This is a genomic window from Flavobacterium anhuiense (genome assembly GCF_900101855.1).
Taxonomy (GTDB): Bacteria; Bacteroidota; Bacteroidia; order Flavobacteriales; family Flavobacteriaceae; genus Flavobacterium; species Flavobacterium anhuiense.
The window spans coordinates 672,057-697,637 of sequence record NZ_FMVC01000003.1 but is presented as its reverse complement, the minus strand read 5'-3'; the positions used below and the strand labels follow the sequence as shown (position 1 = coordinate 697,637).

The window sequence follows — 25,581 nt, the reverse complement described above, 5'->3', positions numbered from 1 at the left end:
AGCCACGAATTCACCAAATAATTCGTGAATTCGTGGCTAATTTATTTTTTGAAATTTTATTATTTTTTGAAACAATCAATAATTTGATAAGCCACGCGTAATGCATCAGTTGCCTGCTCAAGTGTTACAACTGGAGTTGTGTCGTTATTGATAGCATCTGCAAACGAATTTAACTCGTCTAAGATGGCATTGTTTTGTTCTACATCTGGATTAGTGAAATAGATTTGTTTTTTCACTCCCTCAGCATTTTGAAGAATCATATCAAAATCTCCAGGAACTTCTGGTGCGTCTTTCATACGAACCACTTCACATTTTTTCTCTAAAAAGTCAACAGAAATGTAGGCATCTTTTTGAAAGAAGCGTGATTTACGCATGTTTTTCATTGAAATTCTGCTGGCAGTTAAGTTAGCAACACATCCGTTTTCGAATTCAATTCTGGCGTTGGCAATATCCGGAGTTTCGCTGATAACCGAAACACCGCTCGCATTGATGCTTTTTACTTTAGATTTTACAACGCTTAAAATAGCGTCGATATCATGAATCATTAAATCCAAAACTACAGGAACATCTGTACCGCGAGGATTAAACTCTGCTAAACGATGCGTTTCTATAAACATCGGATTTTCGATCATTTCCTTAGTAGCGATAAAAGCTGGATTAAAGCGCTCTACGTGACCTACTTGTCCTTTTACGTTATGTTCTTTGGCCAAAGCAATAATTTCTTCAGCTTCTTCAACGGTATTGGCAATTGGTTTTTCGATAAAGATATGTTTTCCTGATTTTATGGCAACTTTTGCACATTTGTAGTGCGAAAGTGTTGGAGTTACAATATCAATCACGTCGACAGCGTGAATGAGTTTGGCAATTGTGCTGAAATTTTTATAGCCAAATTCTTTTGAGATTTTTTCGGCATTTTCTTGATTTTCGTCGTAAAATCCAACTAATTCGTATTTGTCAGATTGTTGTAATAAGCGTAAATGTATTTTACCAAGATGACCAGCACCTAAAACTCCTACTTTTAACATGAGAATGTATTTTAAACAAAAATATAATTTATTTGCTTAACGTGAAAATGAATTTATCTAATTGTGAGTTATGAATTGTGAGTTATGAATTATGGGTTGCGATTGGAACTGCTCTTTTTTGTTTAACACCCTGAGCGAAGTCGTCGGGCGCTTAGTTAGGACGCGAAAAGCTCCAACTTCGTTCAGCATAATAAATGAGAGCTTTCCACTTTCGACTTTTGGCTTTGGACTTTATAAAATTTATTATTTAAAAATCAATATTTGAAATCCTGTTTTGTTTCTTATTTTTGCGAAAATAAAACCTACCCATTTTGAAAGACACTGCCAAACATCAAGGACTTCGTAATCAATTAGTAACCACTTTAGAGCAAAAAGGAATTACTGATAGAGCGGTTCTAGATGCGATAAAAAAAATCCCGAGACACCTTTTTTTGAATTCCAGTTTTGAAGATTTCGCTTATCAGGATAAAGCTTTTCCTATTGGTGCGGGACAGACCATTTCTCAGCCTTATACGGTGGCTTTTCAGTCACAATTGCTCGAAGTTAAAAAGGACCACAAAGTTTTAGAAATAGGAACAGGCTCTGGTTATCAGACTGCTGTTTTGTTTGCTTTAGGTGCAAAAGTATATACGGTTGAGAGACAAAGCGAATTATTTAAAACTACGTCTAATTTATTTCCTAAATTAAACATTCGTCCAAAACACGTTACTTTTGGTGATGGTTATAAAGGATTGCCAAATTTTGCGCCTTTTGACAGTATTATAGTTACAGCAGGCGCACCGTTTATTCCACAGCCATTAATGGCACAATTAAAAATAGGAGGAAGACTTGTTATTCCGTTAGGAGAAGATGTTCAGATTATGACTTTATTAATCAGGAAAAACGAAACGCAATTTGAAAAACATGAATTTGGAGAGTTTCGATTTGTTCCTTTATTAGAAGATAAAAATTAATGAGAAAGCCCGTTTTGAACGGGCTTTTTTATTGTGTAAGAATTGAAATATATCTTTCCAGACATTCTTTTTCTTTTTGAGCTATAAACAGAAAAAAATCTTCTTTGTTTTTTTGGGTTTGAGCAATTTCTAAAGACTGGTGATATTGCATTCTTGTTTCATAATCTCCTTTAATATTGGCTATTGGATAACCTTTTTGCATCAGAATTAAATTCATTATTAATCTTGAAGTTCTTCCGTTTCCATCAATAAATGGATGAATTGTGGCTAATCGTTCATGCATTTCAGCAGCAAGAATAACGGGGTGTAATTTATTTTTATTGATTTCATACCAAACAAAATATTCTTCCATTTCCTGTGGAATCATTAAAGGTTGTGGAGGCATGTGACTACTTCCTTGAATCATAACTTGAACTTTTCTATAACGTCCTGCATCTTCCGGAATAATTCCGCGTAAGATTAAATTATGTATGGATAAAAGATCACGTTCGTTTAAAGAATTGTTTTTATTCATTAAATCTTTAATAAAGCCAATTGCTTCCTGATGATTTATAGCTTCAAGATGTTCCCGCATGCTTTTTCCAGAAATTGTCAAACCTTCATTGATGACCATATCTGTTTCACGAAGTGTCATTGTATTTCCTTCAATTCGATTGCTTTCAAAAGTATATTCCAATTCTAAAGCTTGTTTTATTTTAAAGCTGTCATACTGGCGGTAAGAATCTAGTTTTTCTTTTAAGGCATCAATTTCTTTTAAGATTTTTTCTAAAGAAGTAGATAATTTAAGATTTGAAACCGTTTTATTGTATTTGATTTCGTCTTCAGCAACTTTTAATGCTTTTAAGGTAAGTTCGTCATCCCCAATTTCATAAAGAATCTTTTCTTTAAGCCAAGCAATCATTAAAGTTTCATAATCAATTTCTAAAAGTTGAGAAAGTTTAATAATTTGATCTTTGGTTGGTTTTCGTGTTCCCGATTCAAATTTACTAATCAACGCTTGATCAATTCCTGCAAGATGAGCCAATTCACGCGTTTTTAATCCTTTCTGTTCTCTGGCGTTTTTTAATAAAGATTTCATTTAATGAAAATTTTAGTCTTGACAAATTTCGTCAATTTTTAGATTAAAAGAAAAGCGATGTTTTATACGCCGCTTTTTTCTATAATTATTTTGGAGGCAGAGAGCCGTCTTTTCTCATTTCTTTCACTACAGCTTGCATAATGGCGTCAACCGTCTGGCCTAAATCTGTAACATATTGAGATTCTGTAGTTCCTGTCCAGATTAATTTGTTTTGTTTTAAAGAAAAAACATTGGTTTCTACCATATAAGAAGTGGTCTCCTGATAATAACCTGGATCATAAAAGTTAGGAGAATACATTCCGTACCAGTTTCCAAAACCATATCCATACATTCCGGTGTACATTCCGTCAAAACCTCCGTAATACATTCCTGTATAAGTGCCTGGAACATAATTAACTTCTTTTTCTTTGCTAACTAATCGCATACTGATTACTCCATCAAAGTTTTCATCTTGCAAAACCTTTAGCTTTTGTTCTTGCGTTAATTGAGAAGTTGCGTTTAAATATTGATACGAAGTTTTAAATATCGGATTGGCCGATGCAATTCTGTTTTCTGTAATTCTTCTTGAAGCTTCGTCTTTGACTAAAGCTACAACCAAAACTTTTTTAAATTGTTCCTGAGTTATAGTTACATCAGGATCTCTCCAGCTGTTTACAATTGAAGTATTACTGCCACAACTTGAAAACACAATAGCGAAAAATAAAACTAAATACTTTTTCATATTTTACAGTTAAATTATTTGTAATAAAAATAACAATAAAATATTATAAATATATCATTAAGAGGAAATTAAATTTGCTATTAGTTGTAAGCTTTTTTAATTCTGTCCAAATCTCTTTTTGTATCTTGTTCTTTTAGAGATTCACGTTTGTCATAGTTTTTCTTTCCCTTACACAACCCGATCTGAAGTTTTGCTAAACCTTTTTCGTTAGTAAATAGCTTTAAAGGTATAATGGTTAAACCTTTTGCCTGAACATTTTTATGAAGTGTTTTTAATTCTTTTTTGTTTAAAAGTAGCTTTCTTTCACTTCTTGATTTATGGTTGAATTGGTTTCCAAAAGAATACTCTTCAATATAAGTGTTAATGGCGAAAAGTTCCATGCCGCTAAACTCGCAGAAACTTTCGGTAATATTGGCTTTTCCTAAGCGGATAGATTTGATTTCTGTTCCTGCCAAAACAATTCCAGCAGTATAAGTATCGATTATTTCGTAATCGAATCGGGCTCTCTTGTTAAGTATATTGACTGATTTTATCATAGCTGCAAATGTAAGACAAAATTGAAAAATGTTGCAGTTAAAGATAATTAAAGTTTTCTTTTAATATATGATTTAAATCAGTCTTAAGCAGAAACCTTACTCATAAGTTTGTCCTGTAATTAAAAACAAAATAAAAATGAAAAAGATTGTTACCTTAGTGAGTATCGTATTAATCAGTTTAACTGCTAAAGCCCAAGATTCGTCTCAAGGATTAAAAGGGGCTTGGTTTGCCACTTCTCAATTTGGTTATCAGCAGACTAAAAATGAAGGCAATAAAAATACAAATTTATCTGTGATTCCAGTTGTAGGGACATTTGTTACTCCATCGGTTGCTGTTGGAGCGGGTGTAGGGTATATTAATATCAAAGCCGATACAGATGCAGGAACAGCAGCTAAAACAGATTTAATCGTTGTTCAGCCTTTAATTAGAAAATACTGGAATGTAGCTGGTTCGTTATACGTCTTCGGACAAGCAGCAATTCCAGTTATTACAGGTAAAGAAAAAGAGAGTGAGTTGAAAGTAAATCAGGTAGGGCTTTCAGTATCGGGAGGTTTAGATTATTTTGTTACTAAAAACTTCTCTGTAGAGTTCTCTTACGATTTGGCCAATTTTACTTCTACAACACTTAAAGCGAAGGATGGAGAAAAAACAACAGTTACCAATTTTGGTTTGGCACACGTTGCCAATGTAGATCCATTTTACAATACAGCATTAGCAGGAAGTAATCCAAACTTGACTTCTCCTGTTTCTGTCGGATTTAAATTCATATTCTAATTTATTCTTTATTTGATTAATGTAAAATTCTATTTAGTAATTTTGCGAAAAAGGAAGACCGTACTTTTTTGAAGTACGGTCTTTTAATATTGTTTAAAAAGTATAAGATGCAAAATCAATCCAAAGACCCCTTACATGGGATTACACTTCAAAAAATTGTTGAAACTTTAGTCGATTATTATGGCTTTGACACTTTAGGAGAGTTAATTCCTATAAAGTGTTTTAATTCAAATCCAAGTGTAAAATCAAGTCTTACTTTCTTAAGAAAAACAGATTGGGCTCGTAAAAAAGTAGAGGATCTTTATATTAAAACGCTTCCTAAATTAAGCTGATTTTTATAATTTATACGAAATCATAACACCGCCACGGTATGGTAGCCATTCACCGCTTTTATTCCAGTGAATTGCTTTTTCATATCTTCCAGGAGTTCCGTCGTTATGATATCCATGATAAAATCCTTGATGCCATCCGCCACCTACAAAAAAGTCAAGTAAAAATTTATCGCTTAATTTGAGATTGTAACCCACTGTAGCCCCAATTCTGTAACCAAAACCATCTTCGTACTTATTGGTATCCCAATAATTCCATTTTTGTATTTCGTATTTATCAGCTCCAATGTGTGCCCCAGCATAAAAACCATTGTATTTCTCCTTAAAATGGTAACGAATTTCTGGAGTAACCGTGACAAATTTCATTGGGTTATTTCCATTAAAAGATTCCCAAAAGGAAGCCATCACATCGGCACTAAATGTAGTTTTTTCTCCAATGCTGGTTTCAATACCGATATTAGGAATTAACAATAAAGCAGTTGCTCCATTAAATTTTACAAAAGTCTGACTTTGCATTTGCACACAAAATAAAAGAACAATTAAGGCGGATATCTTTTTCATATATTTTTGGGAATTCAAAACAGCCTTTTAGCTGATTTCGAGCGCAAATATAGCAGATAATGCTTGAGAACTATTAATTATAAGATTATTTTAACAAGTATAAAACTTTACTTTTCTAATAATGAATAAATTACTTTGTCTAAAAATTTTCCGTCCCAAAATTCTACTTCTCTCAGATGTGCTTCTTTAACAAAACCGCATTTTTGTAATACCTTTTCAGAGGCATAATTTTCGGGATCGATTACAGCTTCTATCGAATGTAGTTTTAGATCTTCAAAACCAAAAGTAATTAATTTCTTTACAGCTTCTGGAATAATTCCTTTTCCATGCTGATCAGGCGAAAGAATATAACCTATTTCAGCTCGGTAATTTTCGGGTTGCATTCGATAATAGCCAATAATCCCAAGTAATTTGGTGTTGCCTTTAAGTCTAATAGCCCAATTTATGCCAACATTAGTTTCAATTTTTTCATCAATCGTTCTGATGTGTTCCAGAGCGTCTTCATGGTCTTTCACTAAAGGTCTTGGGATGTATTTCATAGTCTCAGGATTAGAACGTAAGTCAAAGACTTCTTGTACGTCCTTATCTGTAAGCCTGTCTAAAACTAATCTTTCTGTTTCTATTACTGGAAATGGGGTAAAATTAAAATTTAACATTTTTTACTTTATAATATTGTAATACTAAATTTTGCACTGAAATTTTTGTTTTCTTCTAATGTCAAAATCCCTTCTTTTTTATATAAGTCACCAGTATTCTGATCGGTATCAGAATAACCAAGCCAAGGTTCGATGCAAACAAACGGAGCATTTTCTTTTGTCCAGATTCCTAAACTTGGAAAATCGTAATAATCCACCTTTACATAGGGTTTTGAATTGTTAAGAATGGTTAATGATTTTGATTCTAATGTTTTAAAAATCAAGGCGTCATTTTTGAACAGTTCATAATTTAAAGGAATTACATTATTTTTTGTCTCCAAAACTTTAGTCTTAGATGAAATTAAATCATTTTCAAGAAGATAGTACTTTAAATTTTCTTCTTTTTCAAATTGAAACGCATAATTTTCAAAGCTATCAGGAAGTGCTATTGCCGGATGTGCTCCAATAGAGAAAGGCATTTTTTCTTTCCCATTGTTTATTACTCTATATTCAAGCTCCAGTGCATTTTCGCTAAGCGTATAAATAAGTTGCAACTCAAATTCAAAAGGATATTTTGCGAATGTTTCTTGAGAAGATTTAAGAGAGAAAACAGCTTTGCTTTCAGTTTTTTCAATCAATTCAAAATCCATGTCACGTGCAAAACCATGGCGTGGCAAATGATATTCTTTTTCATTGATTGTATAGGTGTTGTTTTTTAAAGTTCCTACAATCGGAAAAAGTACAGGTGAATGCTTGCCCCAGAAATCAGGATTGCCTTCCCAAATATATTCGTTGCTTTGATTGTCTTTTATAGAAAATAATTCGGCTCCAGCATGTTTGATAGAGGCTTTTAATATAGAATTTGAGATAGTTGTAGTCACAATGTTGAATCTAAAATGAATGTTTTTTTAATAGATGTAAATATATTTTATAAAATTTAGTTTTTTAAGAAAAAGGCTTAAATTATTTTATTGATAAAATTATGCTAAAATTAAATTTATGTTTTAAAATTTCTCTGTGAATAGCTTTTTTTTTCATTAATTTGCTACATAAACAGCTAAAAAATATGAAAAAGCAATCTGCAAAAGCCATTTTAACCGCGGCTTTATTTTTTGGGATTTCTTCAGTATGGGCGCAGCAAACTCCGTCAGCACCAGCAGCAAATCCAGTAAACAATTACAATTACCATGATGCCTTTGGACCTCATTTTTACAGTAAAAATGGTACTTCAACTCGTACTGCGAGCGGTGAACCGGGAGTAGAGTATTGGCAGAATAGAGCCGATTATCAGATTACGGCAAAATTAAATGCAACTACAAATGAGATTGTAGGTACAGATGAAATTACTTATACCAATAATAGCCCTAATAAATTATCATTTCTTTGGCTGAATTTAGATCAAAACTTATTCAAAGACGATTCTAGAGGAAATGCTGTTGTGCCTTTAACAGGAAGCCGTAACGGAGCTCAAGGACAAGTTTTTGATGGAGGAAATAAAATTAAATCTGTAAAAGTAGTTTCTGGAGGAAAAAACAAAACAGAAGTTGATGTTAAATATGTAGTTACAGATACCAGAATGCAGATTTTTCTTCCTCAAGCATTGGCTGCAAAAGGAGGTTCTGTAAAGGTTAAAATTGAATTCTCATTTATTGCGCCTTTCGAAGGATCAGACAGAATGGGGGTTTTGGAAACTAAAAACGGAAAAATCTTTACTATTGCACAGTGGTATCCGCGTATGTGTGTGTATGATGATGTGCGAGGATGGAATACGGCTCCTTATTTAGGTGCATCTGAGTTTTACTTAGAATATGGTGATTTTGATGTGAAACTTACAGTTCCAGGAAATCATTATGTTGTAGCTTCTGGTGAATTGTTAAACGGTCAGGAAGTGTTTTCTGCTGAGCAATTAAAAAGATATAAAGATGCTGCAAACAGTGATAAAACGGTGACAATTCGCTCAGAGCAAGAAGTTAATACAACAGCAAATAGTAATTCAGGAACAGAAAAAACATGGCATTATAAAATCAAAAATGCGCGTGATTTCTCTTGGGCGTCATCTCCAGCATTCATTTTAGATGGAGCAAAAATTAATCTTCCAAGCGGTAAAAAATCATTGGCATTATCTGCTTATCCTGTTGAGAGTGCAGGCCAAGGCGCTTATGGGCGTTCTACAGAATATGTAAAAGCGTCAATTGAGCATTATTCTAAACAATGGTTTGAATATCCTTACCCAGCAGCAACAAATGTGGCTGGAAATGAAGGTGGTATGGAATACCCAGGAATTGTTTTCTGTGGATGGAAATCTAAAGGACAAGATCTTTGGGGAGTAACAGATCACGAATTTGGGCATATTTGGTTCCCAATGATTGTGGGGTCAAACGAAAGATTATTTGCGTGGATGGATGAAGGATTTAATACATTTATCAATTCTTTAAGCACTGCTGCGTTTAATAATGGCGAATACAAAGAACAGCCTACAGATTTACATCAAGAAGCAGAATCTTTCACACGCCCAGATTTAGAAACTATCATGAGTTCTCCTGATAATATGAAAGAAGCTAATATTGGAATGTTATGCTACTTTAAACCAAGCGCAGGTCTTATTTTATTAAGAGAACAAGTCTTAGGAAAAGAACGTTTTGATACTGCTTTTAGAACTTATATTGAGCGTTGGGCATATAAACATCCGCAGCCAGACGATTTTTTCAGAACTATGGAAAACGTGGCAGGAGAAGACTTGAGCTGGTTCTGGAGAAGCTGGTACGTAAACAACTGGCGTTTTGACCAAGGTGTTAACTCAGTTAAATATGTGAAAAACGATCCAGCTAAGGGTGCTGTAATCACAGTTGAGAATTTTGATAAAATGCCAATGCCAATTGTATTAGATGTTAAAACAAAGAGCGGAAAAGTAACAAGAGTTAATTTACCTGTAGAAATTTGGCAAAGAAATAACTCTTGGTCTTTCAAACATAATTCAACTGAAGAAATTGAGAGCATTACTTTAGATCCTGACCATGCTTTCCCAGATAATAATGAGTCAAACAATGTTTGGACAGCGGGAAAAGGTAAAATAGAAAAAGATCTTATTTTAGATCCATATTTAGGTAATTATGTTACTGCAAAATCTCCTCTGACAATTGAATTGACAGAGAAAAATAGCGTTTTAAATGCAGAACTTCCTAATTATCCAAAATTTGCATTAGAGCCTGTCGCAAACGAAAAAGATACATTCGAATCTGCTAGAGCTGGCTTAAAACTTAAATTTAACGAAGCTAAAAACGGTTTCGATTTGATACTTTCAAATGGTCAAGTAATACCTTTTACTAGAAAGTAATTTAGAATAATAGAGAAAATTTTAAAGCCCGATAGTTATTTTAACTGTCGGGTTTTTTCTTTTGTTTTAAGTTTCAAGTTTAGGTTTCAAGTTTTTAGTTCGTTCAAGTTAAAAGTAAAGCCTTAGAACCTCAGTACCTTAGAATTTTAAAATCTTTAAAAAACAACAAAACGTCAAAAAAATGTTAGAAATTTAATTTTTTGTTTTGTGAATAAAAAAAAGATGTACTTTTGCACCGATGAATAAAATAAGTTTACATATAACTTCTTTGTCACGGACAAACTCACCGATTACTTCTCCCGAAGTACGGACACTATCTCTATAGTGTTCACTGAGTTTTATAGCCGTATATTTATTCATACCCATTTTTCATTTTGAAATCACATAATTTGTCCATTGGACAAACATATCCTAAAAGTATTTATTGTTTTGTAAATTTTCTTAATCAATGTTTTGATTTTGAAGGTGTTACTTCTTTTTTGCTTAATTTTATTGGATTCAATTCTGGATTTCAAACGAATCAATATGCTTTAATTTTTAACTCTAACTTCAATAATTGAAATGAAGATCTCTATTGTTGTAACTCAAGAAGAACATTTTAAGTATGCGCAGGAAATTTGCGATACGATAGAATCGTCTGCCTTATTAAGAGGTACGGGGATTGCTAAAAGAACTCCTGAGTACATTCAGAAAAAAATGGCAAATGGTGATGCAATGATTGCTTTGGCAGACGGAAAATTTGCAGGTTTTTGTTATATAGAAAGCTGGCAGCACGGAAAATTCGTTGCGCATTCTGGATTAATTGTACATCCAGATTATAGAAGTCATGGTTTGGCCAAAAAGATAAAATCAAAAGTTTTTGAATATTCTTTGAAGAGATTCCCAGATGCTAAAATATTTGGAATTACGACTGGTTTGGCTGTGATGAAAATTAACTCTGAATTAGGCTATAAACCAGTTCCTTTCTCAGAATTGACAACAGATCCGAGTTTCTGGGCGGGTTGTAAAACATGTACAAATTATCACATTTTGCAAAGCAAAGAAAATAAAATGTGCCTTTGTACGGGAATGTTATATGACCCAAAAGAAAAACAAAAAACACCGCCAAGACATCCTTTTAATGAGGCTGTTTTAAACAGACTTAGAAAAATAAAACAAGCTTTATTCTTAAACAAAATCTTGTCATTTATTTTTTTATTCAAAATTTAATTAAAAAGAAATCTCAAACTGCTATATACGAAAGTATTAGCCTAAATTATATAAAATGAAAAAAGTAGTATTAGCTTATAGCGGAGGACTAGATACTTCGTATTGTTTGAAATATTTAAAAAACGAAAAAGGTTATGAAGTTCATACCGTTCTTGTTGATACAGGAGGATTTAGTGCAGAAGAATTATCAGCAATAGAAAAAAGAGCTTACGAGTTAGGAAGTGCGCAACACGCCAACTTAACCATTTTAGATAAATATTACGATAAAGCTATCAAATACCTAATTTTCGGAAATGTTTTAAAAAACAATACTTACCCGTTATCAGTTAGTGCAGAACGTGTTTTTCAAGCAATTGAAGCTATAAAATATGCTAAAAAAGTGGGAGCAACTGCTATCGCCCACGGAAGTACTGGTGCAGGAAACGATCAAATTCGTTTCGATTTGATTTTCCAGACTATTGCTCCAGAAATCGAAATCATTACTCCAATTAGAGATTTAAAATTGTCAAGACAAGAAGAAGTTGAATATCTTCAAAAAAATGGTGTAAGCTATTCTTGGGAAAAAGCACAATATTCTATCAATAAGGGGCTTTGGGGAACAAGTGTTGGAGGTAAGGAAACTTTAACTTCTGGTCAACCGTTACCAAGCGAAGCTTATCCATCGCAATTACAAAAAGAAGGAGAAGAGAAAGTAACACTTCATTTTGAGCAAGGAGAATTAGTTGGTTTAAACGGAAAAACGGATAAGCCTTCAAATAATATTGTAGCTCTTGAAAAATTGGCAAGTGCTTACGCAATTGGTAGAGATATTCACGTAGGAGATACCATTATCGGAATTAAAGGAAGAGTTGGTTTTGAAGCTGCAGCTCCGTTAATTATCATCAAAGCGCACCATTTATTAGAGAAACACACTCTAGGAAAATGGCAACAATACTGGAAAGAGCAGTTAGGAAATTGGTATGGGATGTTATTCCACGAAGGTCAATTCTTAGATCCGGTTATGAGAAACATTGAAACTTTCTTGCAAGACACTCAAAAAACAGTAAATGGAACTGTAACCGTTTCATTAAAACCATATCATTTCTCGCTTGACGGAATAGAATCTCCTAACGATTTGATGAACACAGGTTTTGGTCAGTACGGAGAAATGAACAATGCTTGGACATCAGAAGATGCAAAAGGATTTATCAAGATTTTAGGAAATGCACAAAACATATTCTCATCTGTAAACAAATTAGATCATGATTAATGTCGGAATTATTGGTGGTTCGGGTTATACGGCCGGAGAACTCATCAGAATTTTAATGTATCATCCAAAAGTAAACATCGATTTTGTTTACAGTACAACAAATGCTGGAAAGCCACTTTCTGTAGCGCATCACGATTTGATGGGAGATATCGAAATGAATTTCACAGCCGAAATCAATCCGAATGTGAATGTAGTTTTCTTGTGTTTAGGGCACGGAAAATCAATTTCATTTTTGAAAGAAAATCAGTTTGCAAGTCATACTAAGATTATTGATTTAGGAAATGATTTCAGATTGAATAAAGATGCGCATTTTGAAGGGAAAGATTTTGTCTACGGTTTGCCTGAGATCAATAAGGCTGAAATCAAAAAGACAAATTATATTGCTAATCCAGGTTGTTTTGCAACGGCTATTCAGTTGGCTTTATTGCCTTTAGCAAAACATAATCTGCTTAATAATGATGTTCATATTAATGCCACAACTGGAAGTACAGGAGCAGGAGTAGGTCTTTCAGAAACTTCTCATTTCAGTTGGAGAAACAACAATATGTCGCATTATAAAGCATTTGAACACCAGCATTTAGGTGAAATTTCAGAAAGCTTAGTGCAATTGCAAGACGATTTTGACAGCGAATTGCTTTTTATTCCGAATAGAGGAGATTTCCCAAGAGGAATTTTTGCAACCTTATATACAGTTTGCGATGATAGTTTGGAACAATTAGTTGCTAAATACGAAGAATTCTATAAAAACGAACCTTTCGTAACCGTTACTACAACGAACATCAATATGAAACAGGTAGTGCAAACGAATAAATGTATTATTAGTTTATTGAAAAAAGGAAACCGGGTTCTCATAACATCAATTATCGATAACTTAACCAAAGGTGCTTCAGGGCAAGCAATTCAAAACATGAATTTAATGTTCGGATTAGAAGAAACCACAGGTTTACATTTGAAACCAAGCGGATTTTAATATTATAGTTGATGGTTGTTGGTTTATAGTTTATGGAAATATTGAGCTTAAACTATCAACCATCAACCAAAAACCAAAAACTAAAAAAAAATGAACTTATTCAACGTTTACCCATTATACGACATAACTCCAGTAAAAGCAGTAGATTGTACTATTATTGACGACAAAGGAGTAGAATATTTAGATTTATACAGCGGTCATGGTGTGATTTCTATTGGACACACACAGCCGGATTATGTAGCTAAACTTAAAAATCAAATAGATAATTTAGGATTTTATTCGAATGCTATTCAGAATCCTTTACAGGTGGAATTGGCGCAGAAATTAGGAAAACTTTCTGGTCTTGAAGACTACGAATTGTTTTTATGCAGTTCTGGTGCTGAAGCAAACGAAAATGCTTTAAAATTGGCTTCTTTCCATAACGGAAAATCAAGAGTTGTAGCTTTTGATAATTCTTTCCACGGAAGAACATCTGCAGCCGTTGCGGTTACAGATAACAAAAAGATCGTTGCGCCAATTAACGCACAGCAAGTTGTTACTTTTTTACCTTTAAATCAAATCGAATTAGTTGAAGCTGAATTAGCTAAAGGAGATGTTACAGCAGTAATTATCGAAGGAATTCAGGGAGTTGGAGGTTTAGACCAGGGAACAACTGAGTTTTTTCAGGCTTTAGAAAAAGCATGCAAAAAACACGATGTTGTTTTAATTTTAGATGAAGTACAATCAGGATACGGAAGAAGCGGGAAATTCTTCGCTTTCCAACATCACGGAATCAACGCTGATATTATTTCAGTTGCAAAAGGAATGGGGAACGGATTCCCGGTTGGAGCGATTTTGATTTCTCCAAAATTCGAAGCAAGTTTCGGATTATTAGGAACTACTTTCGGCGGAAGCCACCTGTCGTGTGCGGCAGGAATTGCAGTTTTAGATGTAATTGAAAAACTTGATTTACAAAATAATGTCAACGAAGTTTATGCATATTTCTTAGAAAAAATCAAAGAAGTTCCAGGAATCAAACAAGTAAAAGGAAAAGGTCTAATGCTTGGAGTAGAATTTGATTTTGATGTTGCGGCTTTAAGAAAGAAATTAATCATCGAGAAACATATTTTTACAGGAAGCGCGAACAATAAAAATCTATTAAGAATTTTACCGCCATTGACTGTTAAAAAAGCAGATATTGATACGTTTGTAAAAGCTTTAAAAGAAAGTTTAGAAGAATTAAAAAACTAAACATAATACTATTATCCTAACAGGTTTCCAAAACCTGTTAGATATTAATAAGTTTCTATAAAAAGAAACAACCAAAAAACAACCAACCCACTTGAAATTATGAAACCATTATCAATTGAAACACGCAATGCGGTTTTGCAGACTATGGCAAAGCTGGTCGAGCAAGAGCGGAATGAGATAATCTTGACCAATCAGGAAGATCTTGCCGATTACGACGGTTCAGATTTAGCGATGGAAGAACGCCTGAAAGTAGATGATAAAAAAGTCGATGAAATGATTTTATCGCTTAATCAGTTAGCTTCTCAAGAAGATCCCGTTGGTGTAGAGCGTTTTCATTTTACTCATGATAATGGAATTAAAGTGGTTAATAAAACCGCTGCTTTCGGAACGATTTTAATTATTTATGAATCTCGTCCAGACGTTACAATCGAAGCTGGCGGAATTGCTTTTAAATCCGGAAATAAGATTTTATTAAAAGGAGGAAAAGAGTCTTTAAAATCAAACTTAAAAATCGTAAGTCTTTGGCATAAAGCTTTAGAAGAAAATGGAGTTTCAAAAGACTGGGTGGAATATCTGAATTATAACAGAACTGAAACACAGGCTTTTTTAGAAAAACCAACTCAAAAAGTCGATTTAATAGTTCCGAGAGGTGGAGAAAAACTTATTGAATTTGTAAAAGCACATGCCACTTGCCCAGTTATTGTAAGCGGACGAGGAAATAATTTTGTTTACGTTCATGAAGATGCCGATACAGATTTGGCTTTAAAAGTGATTTTAAACGCTAAAACAGCTAAAATTTCGGCTTGTAATGCACTAGATAAAGTTTTGATAAGTTCTAAACTTCCAAATTTTGAAGGTTTTACAGCTATGTTAATCGAAGCTTTAGTAGAATCAAAAGTGGAAGTTATCGTTGATAAATCATTAGAGAATTTTGAAAACACGAAAACACTTCAAAATGAAGATATTTGGTATGAAGAGTTTCTAGATTATAAAATTGTAATCGGAACTATCGATTCTCAGGAACATGCTATTGACAAGATTAATAAGTATTGTGGTGGACATTCTGCAGCAATTATTACCAGAAACGATGAAATCGCACAACAATTTATGGAATCAATAGACGCAGCAGCAGTTTACCAAAATGCTTCGACCCGTTTCACGGACGGCGGACAGTTTGGTTTAGGCGGAGAATTAGCGATAAGTACGGATAAACTCCATCAAAGAGGCCCAATTGGTTTACAGCATTTGGTAACCAATAAATGGTACGTGTACGGAGAAGGACAAATACGTTAGAATTTTAGATTTTAGAGTTCAGATTTTAGAGTTCAGATTTTAGATTGATGATTAACGATTTTTGATTTCAGATTATTGGAATTTAGAGTTTATTTATTTATTAGAATTTAACTATAGATAAAGCTTTGCGAACTTAGCGTTTGTAAACACAAAGAATATAAAGCCTTGCGCACTTTGCGGTTTAAAAAAAACTTAGTGCCTTAGCGCCTTCGTGGCAAAAACAAAAGACATGGCAAAAAAACGGATTTTATTAAAAATAGGAAGTAATACCTTAACCAAAGAAACCAACCATATTTCGCGGGGAAAGATTGAAGATCTTGGAATACAGATTGCGGCTTTAAACGATGAATATGAATTTATCATAGTAAGTTCTGGAGCAATTGCGGCGGCAAAGCAATTTGTAAAACTGGATAATCAAGATAAAGATGTTTTTGTAAAGCAAGCTTTAGCTTCAATCGGACAGCCACATTTAATGCGGATTTACAATGAGAATTTCAAAGATTTAGGCTTAAATACGTCGCAGTGTTTACTTTCTTATTCGGATTTCGAAAAAGAGCAAACCAAAAAGAACATTGTAAATACGATTAATGTATTAGTCAAAAACAATTACATTCCGATTATCAATGAAAATGATACCGTTGCAACAGATGAGATTCGGTTTGGAGATAATGACAAATTAGCAGCTTTGACCGCGGTTCTTTTAAATGTTGATATTCTGATAATTGCTACCAATACAAACGGAATTTACACGAAAGAATCAATTCATGATGAAAATCCAGAAACGATTAAATTAGTAAATGATTTAAAAACGCTCGAGAAGGAAATCGGTGAAGCAAAATCATCACACGGAACAGGAGGAATGCAATCAAAAATAGAAGCAGCGGCAATTTCAAAAGCAGCAAACATCGAAACCTGGATTGTCAATGGACTGAATGATAATTTTATTCTGCGGGCATTGAAAGACGAAATTCCATTTACGAAAATTTTATAGCCACGAATTCACGAATTATTCTTTTTACTATTTAAACGAAATATTAATTCGAATTCATTCGAAAAAAATCGCAAAGATTGGAAAAAATAATTCGTGAATTCGTGGCGGAAAAAACAACTAAAAAAGCAAAAACAAATGAACTATATTTCAATAAAAGACATCAACTCATTATCAAAATGGGTAAAACAAGCGATTAAGATCAAAAAGAATCCGCTTAAAAATCAAAGTTTAGGAAAGAATAAAACTCTTGGAATGTTATTCTTCAATCCAAGTTTAAGAACGCGTTTGAGTACTCAAAAAGCGGCAATGAACTTAGGAATGAACGTTATGGTAATGAATTTTACCAACGAAGGATGGACATTGGAATTCGAAGACGGAGCTGTGATGAATTCTGGCGCTTCTGAACACATTAAAGAAGCAGCAGAAGTAGTTTCGCAATATTGTGATATCATTGCTATTCGTGCTTTTGCAGGTTTAGTTGATAAGGAAAAAGATTATCAAGAAACTGTGATTTCAGGATTTTTGAAATATGCTACAGTGCCGATTGTAAATATGGAAAGCGCTATTCGTCACCCGCTGCAGTCACTTGCAGACGCAATTACAATGGAAGAATTCAAACCTAGACACAAAGATAAACCAAAAGTAGTGCTTTCGTGGGCGCCACATCCAAAAGCATTGCCACAGGCTGTAGCCAATTCATTCGTAGAAATGATGCAGATGCAGAAAGATATGGATTTTGTAATCACACATCCAAAAGGTTACGAGTTAAGTCCGGAAATCACAAAAGACTGCAAAATCGAATACGATCAAAACAAAGCTTTTGAAAATGCTGATTTCGTTTACGTAAAAAACTGGAGTAACTTCAACGATTACGGAAAAGTGACCAACAGCGATCCAAATTGGACCGTCACCGCTGAAAAAATGGCTTTAACCAACAACGGAAAATTCATGCACTGTCTTCCAGTTCGTAGAAATGTAATTGTAAGTGACGAAGTTTTGGACGGAGAAAATTCAATCGTAATCGAGCAGGCAAATAATAGAACGTATTCAGCACAATTAGTTTTACAAAAGATTTTGAAGAAATTGTAAATTAAAGTTACAAAGAAACAAAGTTACAAAGTGACAGAGGCTTAAATCTTTTAAAAAAACTTTGCAACTTTGTTACTTTGTCACTTTGAACCTTTCAACCTCATGAAAAAAGTTACCGTAATCAAAATAGGTGGAAACATCATTGACAGTCCAACAGAATTAGAACAGTTTTTAACTGATTTTTCTAAAATTGAAGGCTATAAAGTTTTAGTTCACGGCGGTGGAAAATCGGCTACAAAAATGGCACAGAGTATTGGATTAGTTCCGCAAATGATTGACGGACGCCGAATTACAGATGCTCCAATGCTTGATGTTGTCGTGATGATTTACGCAGGACAAATCAACAAACATATTGTAGCGCAGTTACAGGCTAAAGACAATAACGCAATAGGTTTTTCTGGAGCTGACGGAAATTTAATTCAGTCGACAAAAAGAAATCACCCTACGATCGATTACGGATTTGTGGGAGATGTAAAACAAGTCAACACCAAATTATTGGCAACTTTGTTAGAAGCTGGAGTTGTTCCTGTTTTCTGCGCGATTACACACGATAAAAACGGACAATTGTTAAATACCAATGCCGATACGATTGCAAGTGAACTATCAATGGCCTTATCTGAAGTTTTTGATGTTACGCTGACCTACTGTTTTGAAAAACAAGGTGTTTTAATGGATTCAGAAGACGATTCATCTGTAATTACAGAAATCAACCAGACATTATATAATAAACTAAAAGAAGAAAAAGTAATCCATTCAGGAATGATTCCAAAACTGGATAACTGTTTCAATAGTTTATCAAGAGGCGTGCAGAAAATCAAAATTGGACATCACAGAATGCTTCAAAATTCGGATATTCCACATACAACAATTACATTATAAAAAATGTTGCCACAAATTGACTTTGATTTTTGCTGTTAAAAGAGAAAATAATTTTAGAGAAACATTAAAAAGTTCATTTTGATTTTAAATCTACAACAAAAAAATAATGTTTGGAAATCCGTGTAATTAGTGGCAAAAAAATAGAGCGCGCGAGGTATTTTAAATAAATTTGCGCAAGTAAAAATGGTCAAAGGAAAGCTCAAAAACTTTGCTGCTTTGTTCCTTTGAGCCTTTGAACCTTATTAAAATGAAAAATATAGATACGCTTACCCAAGAAGCAATTAGTTTATTAAAAAGCTTAATCGAAACCCCTTCATTTTCAAGTGAAGAAGATCAGACGGCTCTTTTAATAGAAAATTGGTTCAATCAGAATGAAATTCCTTTCAAGAGAGAAAACAACAATGTGTGGGCTTTCAACAAATATTTCGACGAAAACAAACCGACACTTTTACTAAACTCACATCACGATACTGTACGACCAAATCAGGCGTATACCAACGATCCGTTTAAAGCAATCGAAAAAGACGGAAAATTATTTGGTTTAGGAAGTAACGACGCTGGAGGATGTTTAGTTTCATTACTAGCGACTTTTGTACATTTTTACGAAAATCAAAACCTTTCTCACAATATTGTAATTGTGGCTTCTGCGGAAGAAGAAAGTAGTGGTAAAAACGGTTTAAACAGTGTTTTAAAACATTTACCAGAACTAGATTGCGCTATTGTAGGAGAACCAACTTTAATGCAATTAGCAATTGCTGAAAAAGGACTTTTGGTTCTTGATGTAAAAGTAAAAGGAACTGCAAGCCACGCTGCACATCAAAACGACGATAATGCATTATATAAATCAATTCCAGTAATGGAGTGGTTTAAAAACTATAAATTTGATGAAATCTCTGATGTTTTAGGTCCTGTAAAAATGACTGTAACCCAAATCAATGCAGGAAAACAGCACAACGTAGTGCCATCAGAATGTGATTTAGTAGTTGACATTCGTGTAACAGACCGTTATTCCAATGCCGAAATCTTGGAAGTGGTAAAAGCAAACGTAAATGCCGAAGTAACACCAAGATCAATGCACTTAAATTCATCGTCTATTCCAATCGAACACGGTTTGGTTCAGGCAGGAATTGCTTTAGGAAGAACAACTTATGGTTCGCCAACACTTTCAGATCAGTCAGTTTTAAGCTGTCAGTCTTTAAAATTAGGACCGGGAGAAACATTACGTTCGCATTCAGCTGACGAATTTATTTTTGTAAATGAAATTGTAGAAGGAATCGACCTGTATATCAAAATACTAACGGGTTTCTTTAAATTATAATAAAAGAAAAACCGCCACGAATTCACGAATTGTTTTTTTTCTATCGAAATGAAATATTAATTCGAATTAATTCGAAAAAATAATCGCAAAGATTTGAAAAAAATAATTCGTGAATTGCTTCGCCAGTTCGCTAGCGCTCGAGTCGTGGCAAAAAAATAAGACCTATGAAACTTTGGGAAAAAGGAATACCAACAGATAAACAAATCGAACAATTTACTGTCGGAAACGACCGTGAACTAGATTTAGTTTTAGCAAAATATGATGCTTTAGGTTCAATCGCGCACGCCAAAATGTTGGGTCAGATTGGTTTATTAACTCAGGAAGAAACAACATCTTTGGTTGATGCTTTAAACGAAATTATTGCAGATATCGTAGTGGGTAATTTCGAAATCGAAGATAGTTTTGAAGATGTACATTCTAAAATTGAATATCTTCTAACTGTAAAACTAGGCGATGCAGGAAAGAAAATCCATACGGCACGTTCTCGTAACGATCAGGTTTTGGTTGATGTTCATTTGTATTTAAAAGACGAATTAAAAGCAATCAAAGAGCAGGTAAAAACATTATTTGATTTGTTGATGGAATCGGCAGAAAAGCATCAAAATGTATTATTGCCAGGTTATACGCATTTGCAAATTGCAATGCCATCATCATTCGGAATGTGGTTTTCTGCTTATGCTGAAAGTTTGATCGACGATATTACAATGCTGAATGCTGCTTCAAAAATTGTAGATCAGAATCCGTTGGGATCTGCAGCTGGTTATGGAAGTTCATTTCCAATCAACAGAACGTTTACGACTCAGGAGTTAGGTTTCGAAACTTTGAAATACAATGCTGTTGCGGCACAAATGAGCCGTGGAAAAGCAGAAAAAACGGTTGCTTTTGCTATGACAAGCGTTGCAGGAACGTTGTCAAAATTTGCAATGGACGTTTGTTTGTATATGAGCCAGAATTTTAATTTTATTGGTCTTCCGGCGCATCTTACAACAGGATCAAGCATTATGCCTCACAAGAAAAACCCAGATGTTTTCGAATTAATCAGAGGAAAATGCAATAAAATTCAGGCGCTTCCATACGAAATCACTTTGATTACAAACAATCTTCCAAGTGGTTATCATAGAGATTTACAGCTTTTAAAAGAAGGTTTGTTTCCAGCGATTCAAAACTTGAAAGCATGTTTGGATATTGCAATTTTTTCTATAAAAGATATCACAGTAAAAGATCATATTTTAGAAGATAAAAAATACGATTATCTATTTACTGTAGATACTCTAAACGAAATGGTGGTTGCAGGAATGCCGTTTAGAGATGCTTACAAAGCTGTTGCTGAACAATTAGAATCAGGAACGTATCAGTCTCCAAAAGCGACAAAACACACGCATGAAGGCAGTATCAACAATTTATGCTTAGATGCAATAAAAGATAAAATGAAAGCGGCTTTTTAGTTTTGTTAAATGTGAAAAATAAGCTGTAAAAAGTAAAAAGGTCATTGATTTGTTTCAATGACCTTTTGCTTTAAACAAGAATTAGTTTTTTACTAATTTAAATGTTTTGCTTCGATTGTCTATTTGTACTTTACAGACATAAATGCCTTTTGCAAGATTTCCGACGTTTAATTCTAATTTTTCGTCAGGAGAAACGTTTTTGGAATGCGAATATACTTTCGATCCATTCGATGAAAATAAATCTACTTCTGCCAAGCCATTATCAGCACTTGAAAAATCAATATTCAAAAGACGATTTATAACTGATGGATAATACTTCAAATCCAGATTATTTGCATTGTTGTCATTAAGGCCTAAATTATTGCAGCTTGTAGAAAGAACGCCTTGAGGAGTAACCTGAAGTGTCGCTCCGGCTCCGCACGAAGCGTTTGAAATATAGCCCGCAACATTCCCGATTGGCAGAACACTATAAGGGTAAGAAGGTTTTGTAACTGCAGTTCCTGAATTTGCAGGCGCATTCAAACAATCTGTAAAGGTAATTCCGATTGTTCCACCATCAGTACTTACATAATTTTTAAAGGCAGTTCCAATTTTAGCAAAATCAGTTCCTTCAACGTAGCAAGTTGTGTTATTACTTCCGCCGCCTAAACCAATGGCTAGTGAACCCGAAACAGAGGTGTTATAATAGCAGTTTAAAATATGAAGTTCAGCATTTCTTGCTCTTGGCATTCTTTCTTTGCATCCTTCAGCCCAATAGCAATTTTTAAAAGTGATGCTGTAATGGCCGTCAGAAGGAGCATCAGTTTTGGAAGAGCCCACCAAATCAGAAAAGCGATGATCATCTGCTCCGCCAGAACCTCCAGCTTTTGGCGCTTTCAGATAAATGAATTTGCACCAAGAAACTGTCACGTTATCGGCAGCGCCTTTATTGTCAAAATTGCCATCCACTCCGTCTTGAAATTCGCAATGATCTACCCAAAGATTCGTTGCTTCTGAAGTAAGGTTGTCACGCCCATCAACATCATATGCGCCTGGTCCTTCAAAAATTAAATTTCTTATGATAATGTTATTAGAACCAGGTTTCAAACTTAAAATCCCTGAGCCAGCAGCCGTTTGATCCAGATTTACTAATCGTGCGCCTGGAAGGCCAATTATGGTTTTATCATTCACCAATAAGCTCGTATAAGTGCAATTTATAGTTCCTGAAACTAAAATTACCTGTGGTGTAGTTAGTTTTAGTTTTGCAGTCAAATCAGCTAGAGTAGTAACTGTAACGGGAGTTGCGTTCCCACCGCCAGTTGCGGAGGCGCCAAATCCTTCGGGAGCACTCATAAAATAATTTTGAGCAAACAGAAAGGAGCAAGGCAGAAGCAATGCTAATAAAATAATTTTTGTTTTCATTTTTTTAAGTGTGGTTTTTTGTGGTTTTAATTGCAAATGTAATCGATTGCACAAATGTAAAAGAATTAAAGTAATTTCAAATTAATTTATCAGATTTTGTGTTTTAAGGTTTTGATTTTTAGAATTATAAATGTTGTTTTTACGTTTATAATATCAAATAAATTGTAGATATATTTATAAAAAATAGTAAAGGTTGTTAGGTTAAAAGCAGAAAATTCATGCTAAATACATATATTTGATGTGCCAGTTTAAAACACGCCAATGGAAAAATTCAAAGATCAGTCGACTCTCCATCTTTTTGAGAAAGGCTTAATTACTGAAAATCAGTTTGAAGAAGTTAAAACCTATAGAAGCCTAAAAATCTTTTCATTAAATGCGGAATTAAAATTGTTCCTTTATTTATCAGTATTGCTGTTTACTTCAGGAATTGGAATTTTGATTTATGAAAATATTGATACCATCGGGCATATTGCCATTTTATCATTGCTTTTAATTGTGATTGCAGTTTGCTTTTTTTATTGTTTCAAACATTCCAAAGGTTTTCAGAAATCAGAAACAACATTTGAACATCCTGTTTTAGAATATCTGGTTTTGGCGGGAAATATTCTAACCTGTATTTTCATTGGGTATCTCCAATTTCAATATAAACCCTTTGGAGAGCATTACGGATTGGCTACTTTAGTACCAACCATTGTTAGTTTCTTTTGCGCATATTATTTTGATAATCGAAGTGTTTTAACTATTGCAATTACTGGTTTGGCGGCTTATGTGGGACTTTCAGTTACACCACAAGATATATTTAATGACAGCTATAATTTGTATGCAAGCCAAAGTTTAAGCTATTCAGCAGTAATGTTAGGAGTTTTATTGGTTTTATGGACAATCTATAGCGAGCGAATTTCACTCAAAGCTCATTTTGGTTTGGTTTTTCTCACTTTTGCGCTACACATTGTAAGCATCACGGCAATTAGTAATTTAACTGGTTATGATACTTTAACTTGGATACTATTTGCTCTAATTTTAGCTGGTTCAACGTATTATTTTTATAAAGCCAGTTATCAGTATAAAGCCATGTCTCTATATGTATTTATGATTGTTTACGCTTATATCGGCGGAAACATTGGTTTGTTCAGAATTTTTGAAAATGTTGATTTTTCTGATATTTGGGAATTACTTATTTTCTTGTTGCCAGCTTACTTTGTTGGTTCGATTATTATGTTTATTAAATTGATTAAAAACTTCCATAAAGAAATCGCAGAATGATAGTATACAACAAACAATTATTGGATAATGAGGTTTTAACAGATGAAGCGGATGCTTTGTGCAAAGGAGGTTTTATCAGTAAAGAACAGAAGAAATTTATAGAAAAAGAACTTCCAGTTTTAAAAAGCCAGAAAAATATCCTAGTTAGAATAGGTTTCTTTTTGCTTGGCTGTTTATTATTTGGTTCAATTTGTGGAGCAATTTCTTTGTTTGGGCTAAGCGCTGAGAATACATTTTTTAAAATCTGCTGTTATATTTTTGCTGTAGTTGGATTTGCAGGAGTAGAATTGCTTGCAAATCAGGGGTATCATAATCACGGTTTAGACGATGCTTTTATTTTGAATGCGCTTTTATGCTTAGGAGCAGCAATAGGAATAACAACGGAAGGTTACGAAATGGTGATTGCTTTTTTTGTAGCAGTTGGAGCGCTTTTTATCTTTCTAAGGTATTTGCATGTAATTTCAATGCTTGTGTTCTGCCTTTCTGCAACGGCATTTTTGTTTTTTGGAATGTTTGAATTTGGAGATATCGGAAAAGCTATTTTACCATTTACAGCAATGATTTTTGCAGGAGTTTTTTACTTTTTGACGAAAAAAATGATGAATCGTCTGAACGAAAGGTATTATTACAACGGACTATTATTGGCAAATAGTTTTTGTCTAGTTTTATTTTATCTTTCTTGTAATTATTTGGTTGTTAGAGAACTTTCAGCAGAGCTTTTAGGAACAGAAGTAAAACCTGGAATAGATATTCCGTTTGCATATTTCTTTTATGCTTTCACTTTTATAGTTCCAGTACTTTATTTGGTTCAGGCTTTAAAAACGAAAGACAGATTAATGCTTTGGATTAGCTTTTTAGCTATAGGATTTTCAATTTATACGATTCGATTTTATCATTCGGTTTTACCGATTGAGGTTGCGCTTACACTTGGCGGTATAGTTTTATTCGGAATTGCTTATTTTTCAATTAGGATATTAAAAGAAAAAGAAAGCGGTCTGACTTTTAAACCAGATAGGATCAATCATTCCGATAGTTTATTAAATGCAGAAGCTTTAGTTGTAGCTTCAACTTTCGGTATGAAACCAGAAGTAAAGCCGCAAGCTTCTCCAATGGAGTTTGGAGGTGGAGGTTTCAGTGGAGGCGGATCTGATGGAAGTTTTTAAGTTTAATTATGAGTTGTGAATTATGAATTATGAGTTGAGCGCTAATTTGAATTAAAATTGGACTTGGCGTAAAAATATAAAAGCCTGGAATTATACAAATAATTTCAGGTTTTTATATTTTAAAATTTGTTGTA

25 protein-coding genes are annotated in these 25,581 nt (G+C 33.7%); 16 read left to right on the top strand and 9 right to left on the bottom strand.

The features are described from left to right. Positions 1-59: 59 nt before the first annotated feature. A complete protein-coding gene (locus BLP44_RS10925) occupies positions 60-1,025 on the bottom strand; it encodes a Gfo/Idh/MocA family protein (RefSeq protein ID WP_008463096.1) in 966 nt (321 codons plus the stop codon). A 311-nt stretch (positions 1,026-1,336) separates the two neighbouring features. On the opposite strand from BLP44_RS10925, the gene BLP44_RS10920 reads away from it, so the two are divergent. Then, on the top strand, positions 1,337-1,978 hold the full coding sequence (locus tag BLP44_RS10920; protein WP_008463097.1) for a protein-L-isoaspartate(D-aspartate) O-methyltransferase: 642 nt from the start codon (positions 1,337-1,339) through the stop codon (positions 1,976-1,978). Positions 1,979-2,006: 28 nt separating this feature from the next. On the opposite strand, the gene BLP44_RS10915 is transcribed toward BLP44_RS10920, so the two are convergent. The 3 genes from BLP44_RS10915 to smpB form a co-directional block, all read right to left on the bottom strand. Then, entirely contained in the window at positions 2,007-3,056 is a 1,050-nt protein-coding gene (locus BLP44_RS10915) for a Fic family protein (protein WP_091132773.1), read from the bottom strand. Between the two features lie 85 nt (positions 3,057-3,141). After that, positions 3,142-3,777, bottom strand: a complete 636-nt coding sequence (locus BLP44_RS10910; protein WP_091132769.1) for a hypothetical protein — start codon at positions 3,775-3,777, stop codon at positions 3,142-3,144. A gap of 80 nt (positions 3,778-3,857) precedes the next feature. After that, positions 3,858-4,313, bottom strand: coding sequence for an SsrA-binding protein SmpB (gene smpB / locus BLP44_RS10905; protein WP_008463103.1), 456 nt, complete (start codon positions 4,311-4,313; stop codon positions 3,858-3,860). Positions 4,314-4,449: 136 nt separating this feature from the next. Here smpB and BLP44_RS10900 point away from each other — a divergent pair, with 136 nt between their 5' ends. Both BLP44_RS10900 and BLP44_RS10895 read left to right on the top strand, forming a co-directional pair. After that, positions 4,450-5,088: an outer membrane beta-barrel protein gene (locus BLP44_RS10900; protein ID WP_091132766.1), complete on the top strand. Its 639-nt coding sequence runs from the start codon at positions 4,450-4,452 to the stop codon at positions 5,086-5,088. 107 nt (positions 5,089-5,195) lie between these two features. Next, positions 5,196-5,420 (top strand): VF530 family protein, encoded by a 225-nt coding sequence (locus BLP44_RS10895; RefSeq protein ID WP_066035006.1) that lies wholly within the window; start codon positions 5,196-5,198, stop codon positions 5,418-5,420. A 3-nt stretch (positions 5,421-5,423) separates the two neighbouring features. Here the strand turns inward: BLP44_RS10895 and BLP44_RS10890 are convergent, their stop codons facing one another. The 3 genes from BLP44_RS10890 to BLP44_RS10880 form a co-directional block, all read right to left on the bottom strand. Continuing rightward, a complete protein-coding gene (locus BLP44_RS10890) occupies positions 5,424-5,978 on the bottom strand; it encodes a DUF3575 domain-containing protein (protein ID WP_091132763.1) in 555 nt (184 codons plus the stop codon). Between the two features lie 107 nt (positions 5,979-6,085). Further along, on the bottom strand, positions 6,086-6,634 hold the full coding sequence (locus BLP44_RS10885; protein WP_008463110.1) for a GNAT family N-acetyltransferase: 549 nt from the start codon (positions 6,632-6,634) through the stop codon (positions 6,086-6,088). An 8-nt stretch (positions 6,635-6,642) separates the two neighbouring features. Next, complete coding sequence (locus BLP44_RS10880; RefSeq protein WP_091132759.1) at positions 6,643-7,494, bottom strand: aldose 1-epimerase family protein; 852 nt, start codon at positions 7,492-7,494, stop codon at positions 6,643-6,645. 185 nt (positions 7,495-7,679) lie between these two features. On the opposite strand from BLP44_RS10880, the gene BLP44_RS10875 reads away from it, so the two are divergent. Then, positions 7,680-9,947, top strand: coding sequence for a M1 family metallopeptidase (locus BLP44_RS10875; protein WP_091132756.1), 2,268 nt, complete (start codon positions 7,680-7,682; stop codon positions 9,945-9,947). A gap of 192 nt (positions 9,948-10,139) precedes the next feature. Here the strand turns inward: BLP44_RS10875 and BLP44_RS22945 are convergent, their stop codons facing one another. Beyond that, the gene (locus BLP44_RS22945; RefSeq protein WP_157498507.1) at positions 10,140-10,307 is read right to left on the bottom strand and encodes a hypothetical protein; all 168 of its coding nucleotides are present in this window, start codon (positions 10,305-10,307) and stop codon (positions 10,140-10,142) included. 201 nt (positions 10,308-10,508) lie between these two features. On the opposite strand from BLP44_RS22945, the gene BLP44_RS10870 reads away from it, so the two are divergent. The 10 genes from BLP44_RS10870 to argH all read left to right on the top strand — a co-directional run bounded on the left by BLP44_RS10870 (position 10,509) and on the right by argH (position 21,620). Beyond that, positions 10,509-11,156, top strand: a complete 648-nt coding sequence (locus BLP44_RS10870; RefSeq protein WP_066035002.1) for a GNAT family N-acetyltransferase — start codon at positions 10,509-10,511, stop codon at positions 11,154-11,156. Between the two features lie 55 nt (positions 11,157-11,211). Then, on the top strand, positions 11,212-12,405 hold the full coding sequence (locus BLP44_RS10865) for an argininosuccinate synthase (protein ID WP_066035001.1): 1,194 nt from the start codon (positions 11,212-11,214) through the stop codon (positions 12,403-12,405). Next, positions 12,398-13,375, top strand: coding sequence for an N-acetyl-gamma-glutamyl-phosphate reductase (argC, locus tag BLP44_RS10860; protein WP_091132753.1), 978 nt, complete (start codon positions 12,398-12,400; stop codon positions 13,373-13,375). Before BLP44_RS10865 ends, argC begins: the two co-directional genes overlap by 8 nt. A gap of 90 nt (positions 13,376-13,465) precedes the next feature. Beyond that, complete coding sequence (locus tag BLP44_RS10855) at positions 13,466-14,605, top strand: aspartate aminotransferase family protein (RefSeq protein WP_091132750.1); 1,140 nt, start codon at positions 13,466-13,468, stop codon at positions 14,603-14,605. Positions 14,606-14,704: 99 nt separating this feature from the next. After that, entirely contained in the window at positions 14,705-15,898 is a 1,194-nt protein-coding gene (locus BLP44_RS10850; protein WP_240628223.1) for a glutamate-5-semialdehyde dehydrogenase, read from the top strand. 229 nt (positions 15,899-16,127) lie between these two features. Continuing rightward, entirely contained in the window at positions 16,128-16,889 is a 762-nt protein-coding gene (proB, locus tag BLP44_RS10845; protein ID WP_091132932.1) for a glutamate 5-kinase, read from the top strand. 135 nt (positions 16,890-17,024) lie between these two features. Further along, on the top strand, positions 17,025-17,978 hold the full coding sequence (locus BLP44_RS10840; RefSeq protein WP_091132742.1) for an N-acetylornithine carbamoyltransferase: 954 nt from the start codon (positions 17,025-17,027) through the stop codon (positions 17,976-17,978). A 102-nt stretch (positions 17,979-18,080) separates the two neighbouring features. Next, positions 18,081-18,857 carry an acetylglutamate kinase gene (argB, locus tag BLP44_RS10835; protein ID WP_091132739.1) on the top strand — a complete coding sequence of 259 codons (777 nt, stop codon included), beginning with the start codon at positions 18,081-18,083 and terminating at the stop codon, positions 18,855-18,857. 247 nt (positions 18,858-19,104) lie between these two features. After that, a complete protein-coding gene (locus BLP44_RS10830) occupies positions 19,105-20,175 on the top strand; it encodes a M20 family metallo-hydrolase (RefSeq protein WP_091132736.1) in 1,071 nt (356 codons plus the stop codon). A gap of 164 nt (positions 20,176-20,339) precedes the next feature. Then, the gene (gene argH / locus BLP44_RS10825) at positions 20,340-21,620 is read left to right on the top strand and encodes an argininosuccinate lyase (protein ID WP_091132732.1); all 1,281 of its coding nucleotides are present in this window, start codon (positions 20,340-20,342) and stop codon (positions 21,618-21,620) included. An 81-nt stretch (positions 21,621-21,701) separates the two neighbouring features. Here argH and BLP44_RS10820 read toward each other — a convergent pair whose 3' ends face one another. Then, the gene (locus BLP44_RS10820) at positions 21,702-23,021 is read right to left on the bottom strand and encodes a pectate lyase family protein (protein WP_091132729.1); all 1,320 of its coding nucleotides are present in this window, start codon (positions 23,019-23,021) and stop codon (positions 21,702-21,704) included. A gap of 261 nt (positions 23,022-23,282) precedes the next feature. Here BLP44_RS10820 and BLP44_RS10815 point away from each other — a divergent pair, with 261 nt between their 5' ends. After that, a complete protein-coding gene (locus tag BLP44_RS10815) occupies positions 23,283-24,284 on the top strand; it encodes a DUF2157 domain-containing protein (RefSeq protein WP_091132727.1) in 1,002 nt (333 codons plus the stop codon). Next, a complete protein-coding gene (locus BLP44_RS10810; RefSeq protein ID WP_091132723.1) occupies positions 24,281-25,447 on the top strand; it encodes a hypothetical protein in 1,167 nt (388 codons plus the stop codon). The genes BLP44_RS10815 and BLP44_RS10810 overlap by 4 nt, the downstream gene beginning before the upstream one ends. Positions 25,448-25,581: the final 134 nt, after the last annotated feature.

Excerpts from the sequence above, each read along its gene's own strand:
- BLP44_RS10925 (WP_008463096.1), bottom strand. The coding sequence starts at position 1,025 with ATGTTAAAAGTAGGAGTTTTAGGTGCTGGTCATCTTGGTAAAATACAT.
- BLP44_RS10915 (WP_091132773.1), bottom strand. The coding sequence starts at position 3,056 with ATGAAATCTTTATTAAAAAACGCCAGAGAACAGAAAGGATTAAAAACG.
- BLP44_RS10910 (WP_091132769.1), bottom strand. The coding sequence starts at position 3,777 with ATGAAAAAGTATTTAGTTTTATTTTTCGCTATTGTGTTTTCAAGTTGT.
- smpB (WP_008463103.1), bottom strand. The coding sequence starts at position 4,313 with ATGATAAAATCAGTCAATATACTTAACAAGAGAGCCCGATTCGATTAC.
- BLP44_RS10900 (WP_091132766.1), top strand. The coding sequence starts at position 4,450 with ATGAAAAAGATTGTTACCTTAGTGAGTATCGTATTAATCAGTTTAACT.
- BLP44_RS10895 (WP_066035006.1), top strand. The coding sequence starts at position 5,196 with ATGCAAAATCAATCCAAAGACCCCTTACATGGGATTACACTTCAAAAA.
- BLP44_RS10890 (WP_091132763.1), bottom strand. The coding sequence starts at position 5,978 with ATGAAAAAGATATCCGCCTTAATTGTTCTTTTATTTTGTGTGCAAATG.
- BLP44_RS10885 (WP_008463110.1), bottom strand. The coding sequence starts at position 6,634 with ATGTTAAATTTTAATTTTACCCCATTTCCAGTAATAGAAACAGAAAGA.
- BLP44_RS10875 (WP_091132756.1), top strand. The coding sequence starts at position 7,680 with ATGAAAAAGCAATCTGCAAAAGCCATTTTAACCGCGGCTTTATTTTTT.
- BLP44_RS22945 (WP_157498507.1), bottom strand. The coding sequence starts at position 10,307 with ATGAATAAATATACGGCTATAAAACTCAGTGAACACTATAGAGATAGT.
- BLP44_RS10870 (WP_066035002.1), top strand. The coding sequence starts at position 10,509 with ATGAAGATCTCTATTGTTGTAACTCAAGAAGAACATTTTAAGTATGCG.
- BLP44_RS10865 (WP_066035001.1), top strand. The coding sequence starts at position 11,212 with ATGAAAAAAGTAGTATTAGCTTATAGCGGAGGACTAGATACTTCGTAT.
- argC (WP_091132753.1), top strand. The coding sequence starts at position 12,398 with ATGATTAATGTCGGAATTATTGGTGGTTCGGGTTATACGGCCGGAGAA.
- BLP44_RS10855 (WP_091132750.1), top strand. The coding sequence starts at position 13,466 with ATGAACTTATTCAACGTTTACCCATTATACGACATAACTCCAGTAAAA.
- BLP44_RS10850 (WP_240628223.1), top strand. The coding sequence starts at position 14,705 with ATGAAACCATTATCAATTGAAACACGCAATGCGGTTTTGCAGACTATG.
- proB (WP_091132932.1), top strand. The coding sequence starts at position 16,128 with ATGGCAAAAAAACGGATTTTATTAAAAATAGGAAGTAATACCTTAACC.
- BLP44_RS10840 (WP_091132742.1), top strand. The coding sequence starts at position 17,025 with ATGAACTATATTTCAATAAAAGACATCAACTCATTATCAAAATGGGTA.
- argB (WP_091132739.1), top strand. The coding sequence starts at position 18,081 with ATGAAAAAAGTTACCGTAATCAAAATAGGTGGAAACATCATTGACAGT.
- BLP44_RS10830 (WP_091132736.1), top strand. The coding sequence starts at position 19,105 with ATGAAAAATATAGATACGCTTACCCAAGAAGCAATTAGTTTATTAAAA.
- argH (WP_091132732.1), top strand. The coding sequence starts at position 20,340 with ATGAAACTTTGGGAAAAAGGAATACCAACAGATAAACAAATCGAACAA.
- BLP44_RS10820 (WP_091132729.1), bottom strand. The coding sequence starts at position 23,021 with ATGAAAACAAAAATTATTTTATTAGCATTGCTTCTGCCTTGCTCCTTT.
- BLP44_RS10815 (WP_091132727.1), top strand. The coding sequence starts at position 23,283 with ATGGAAAAATTCAAAGATCAGTCGACTCTCCATCTTTTTGAGAAAGGC.
- BLP44_RS10810 (WP_091132723.1), top strand. The coding sequence starts at position 24,281 with ATGATAGTATACAACAAACAATTATTGGATAATGAGGTTTTAACAGAT.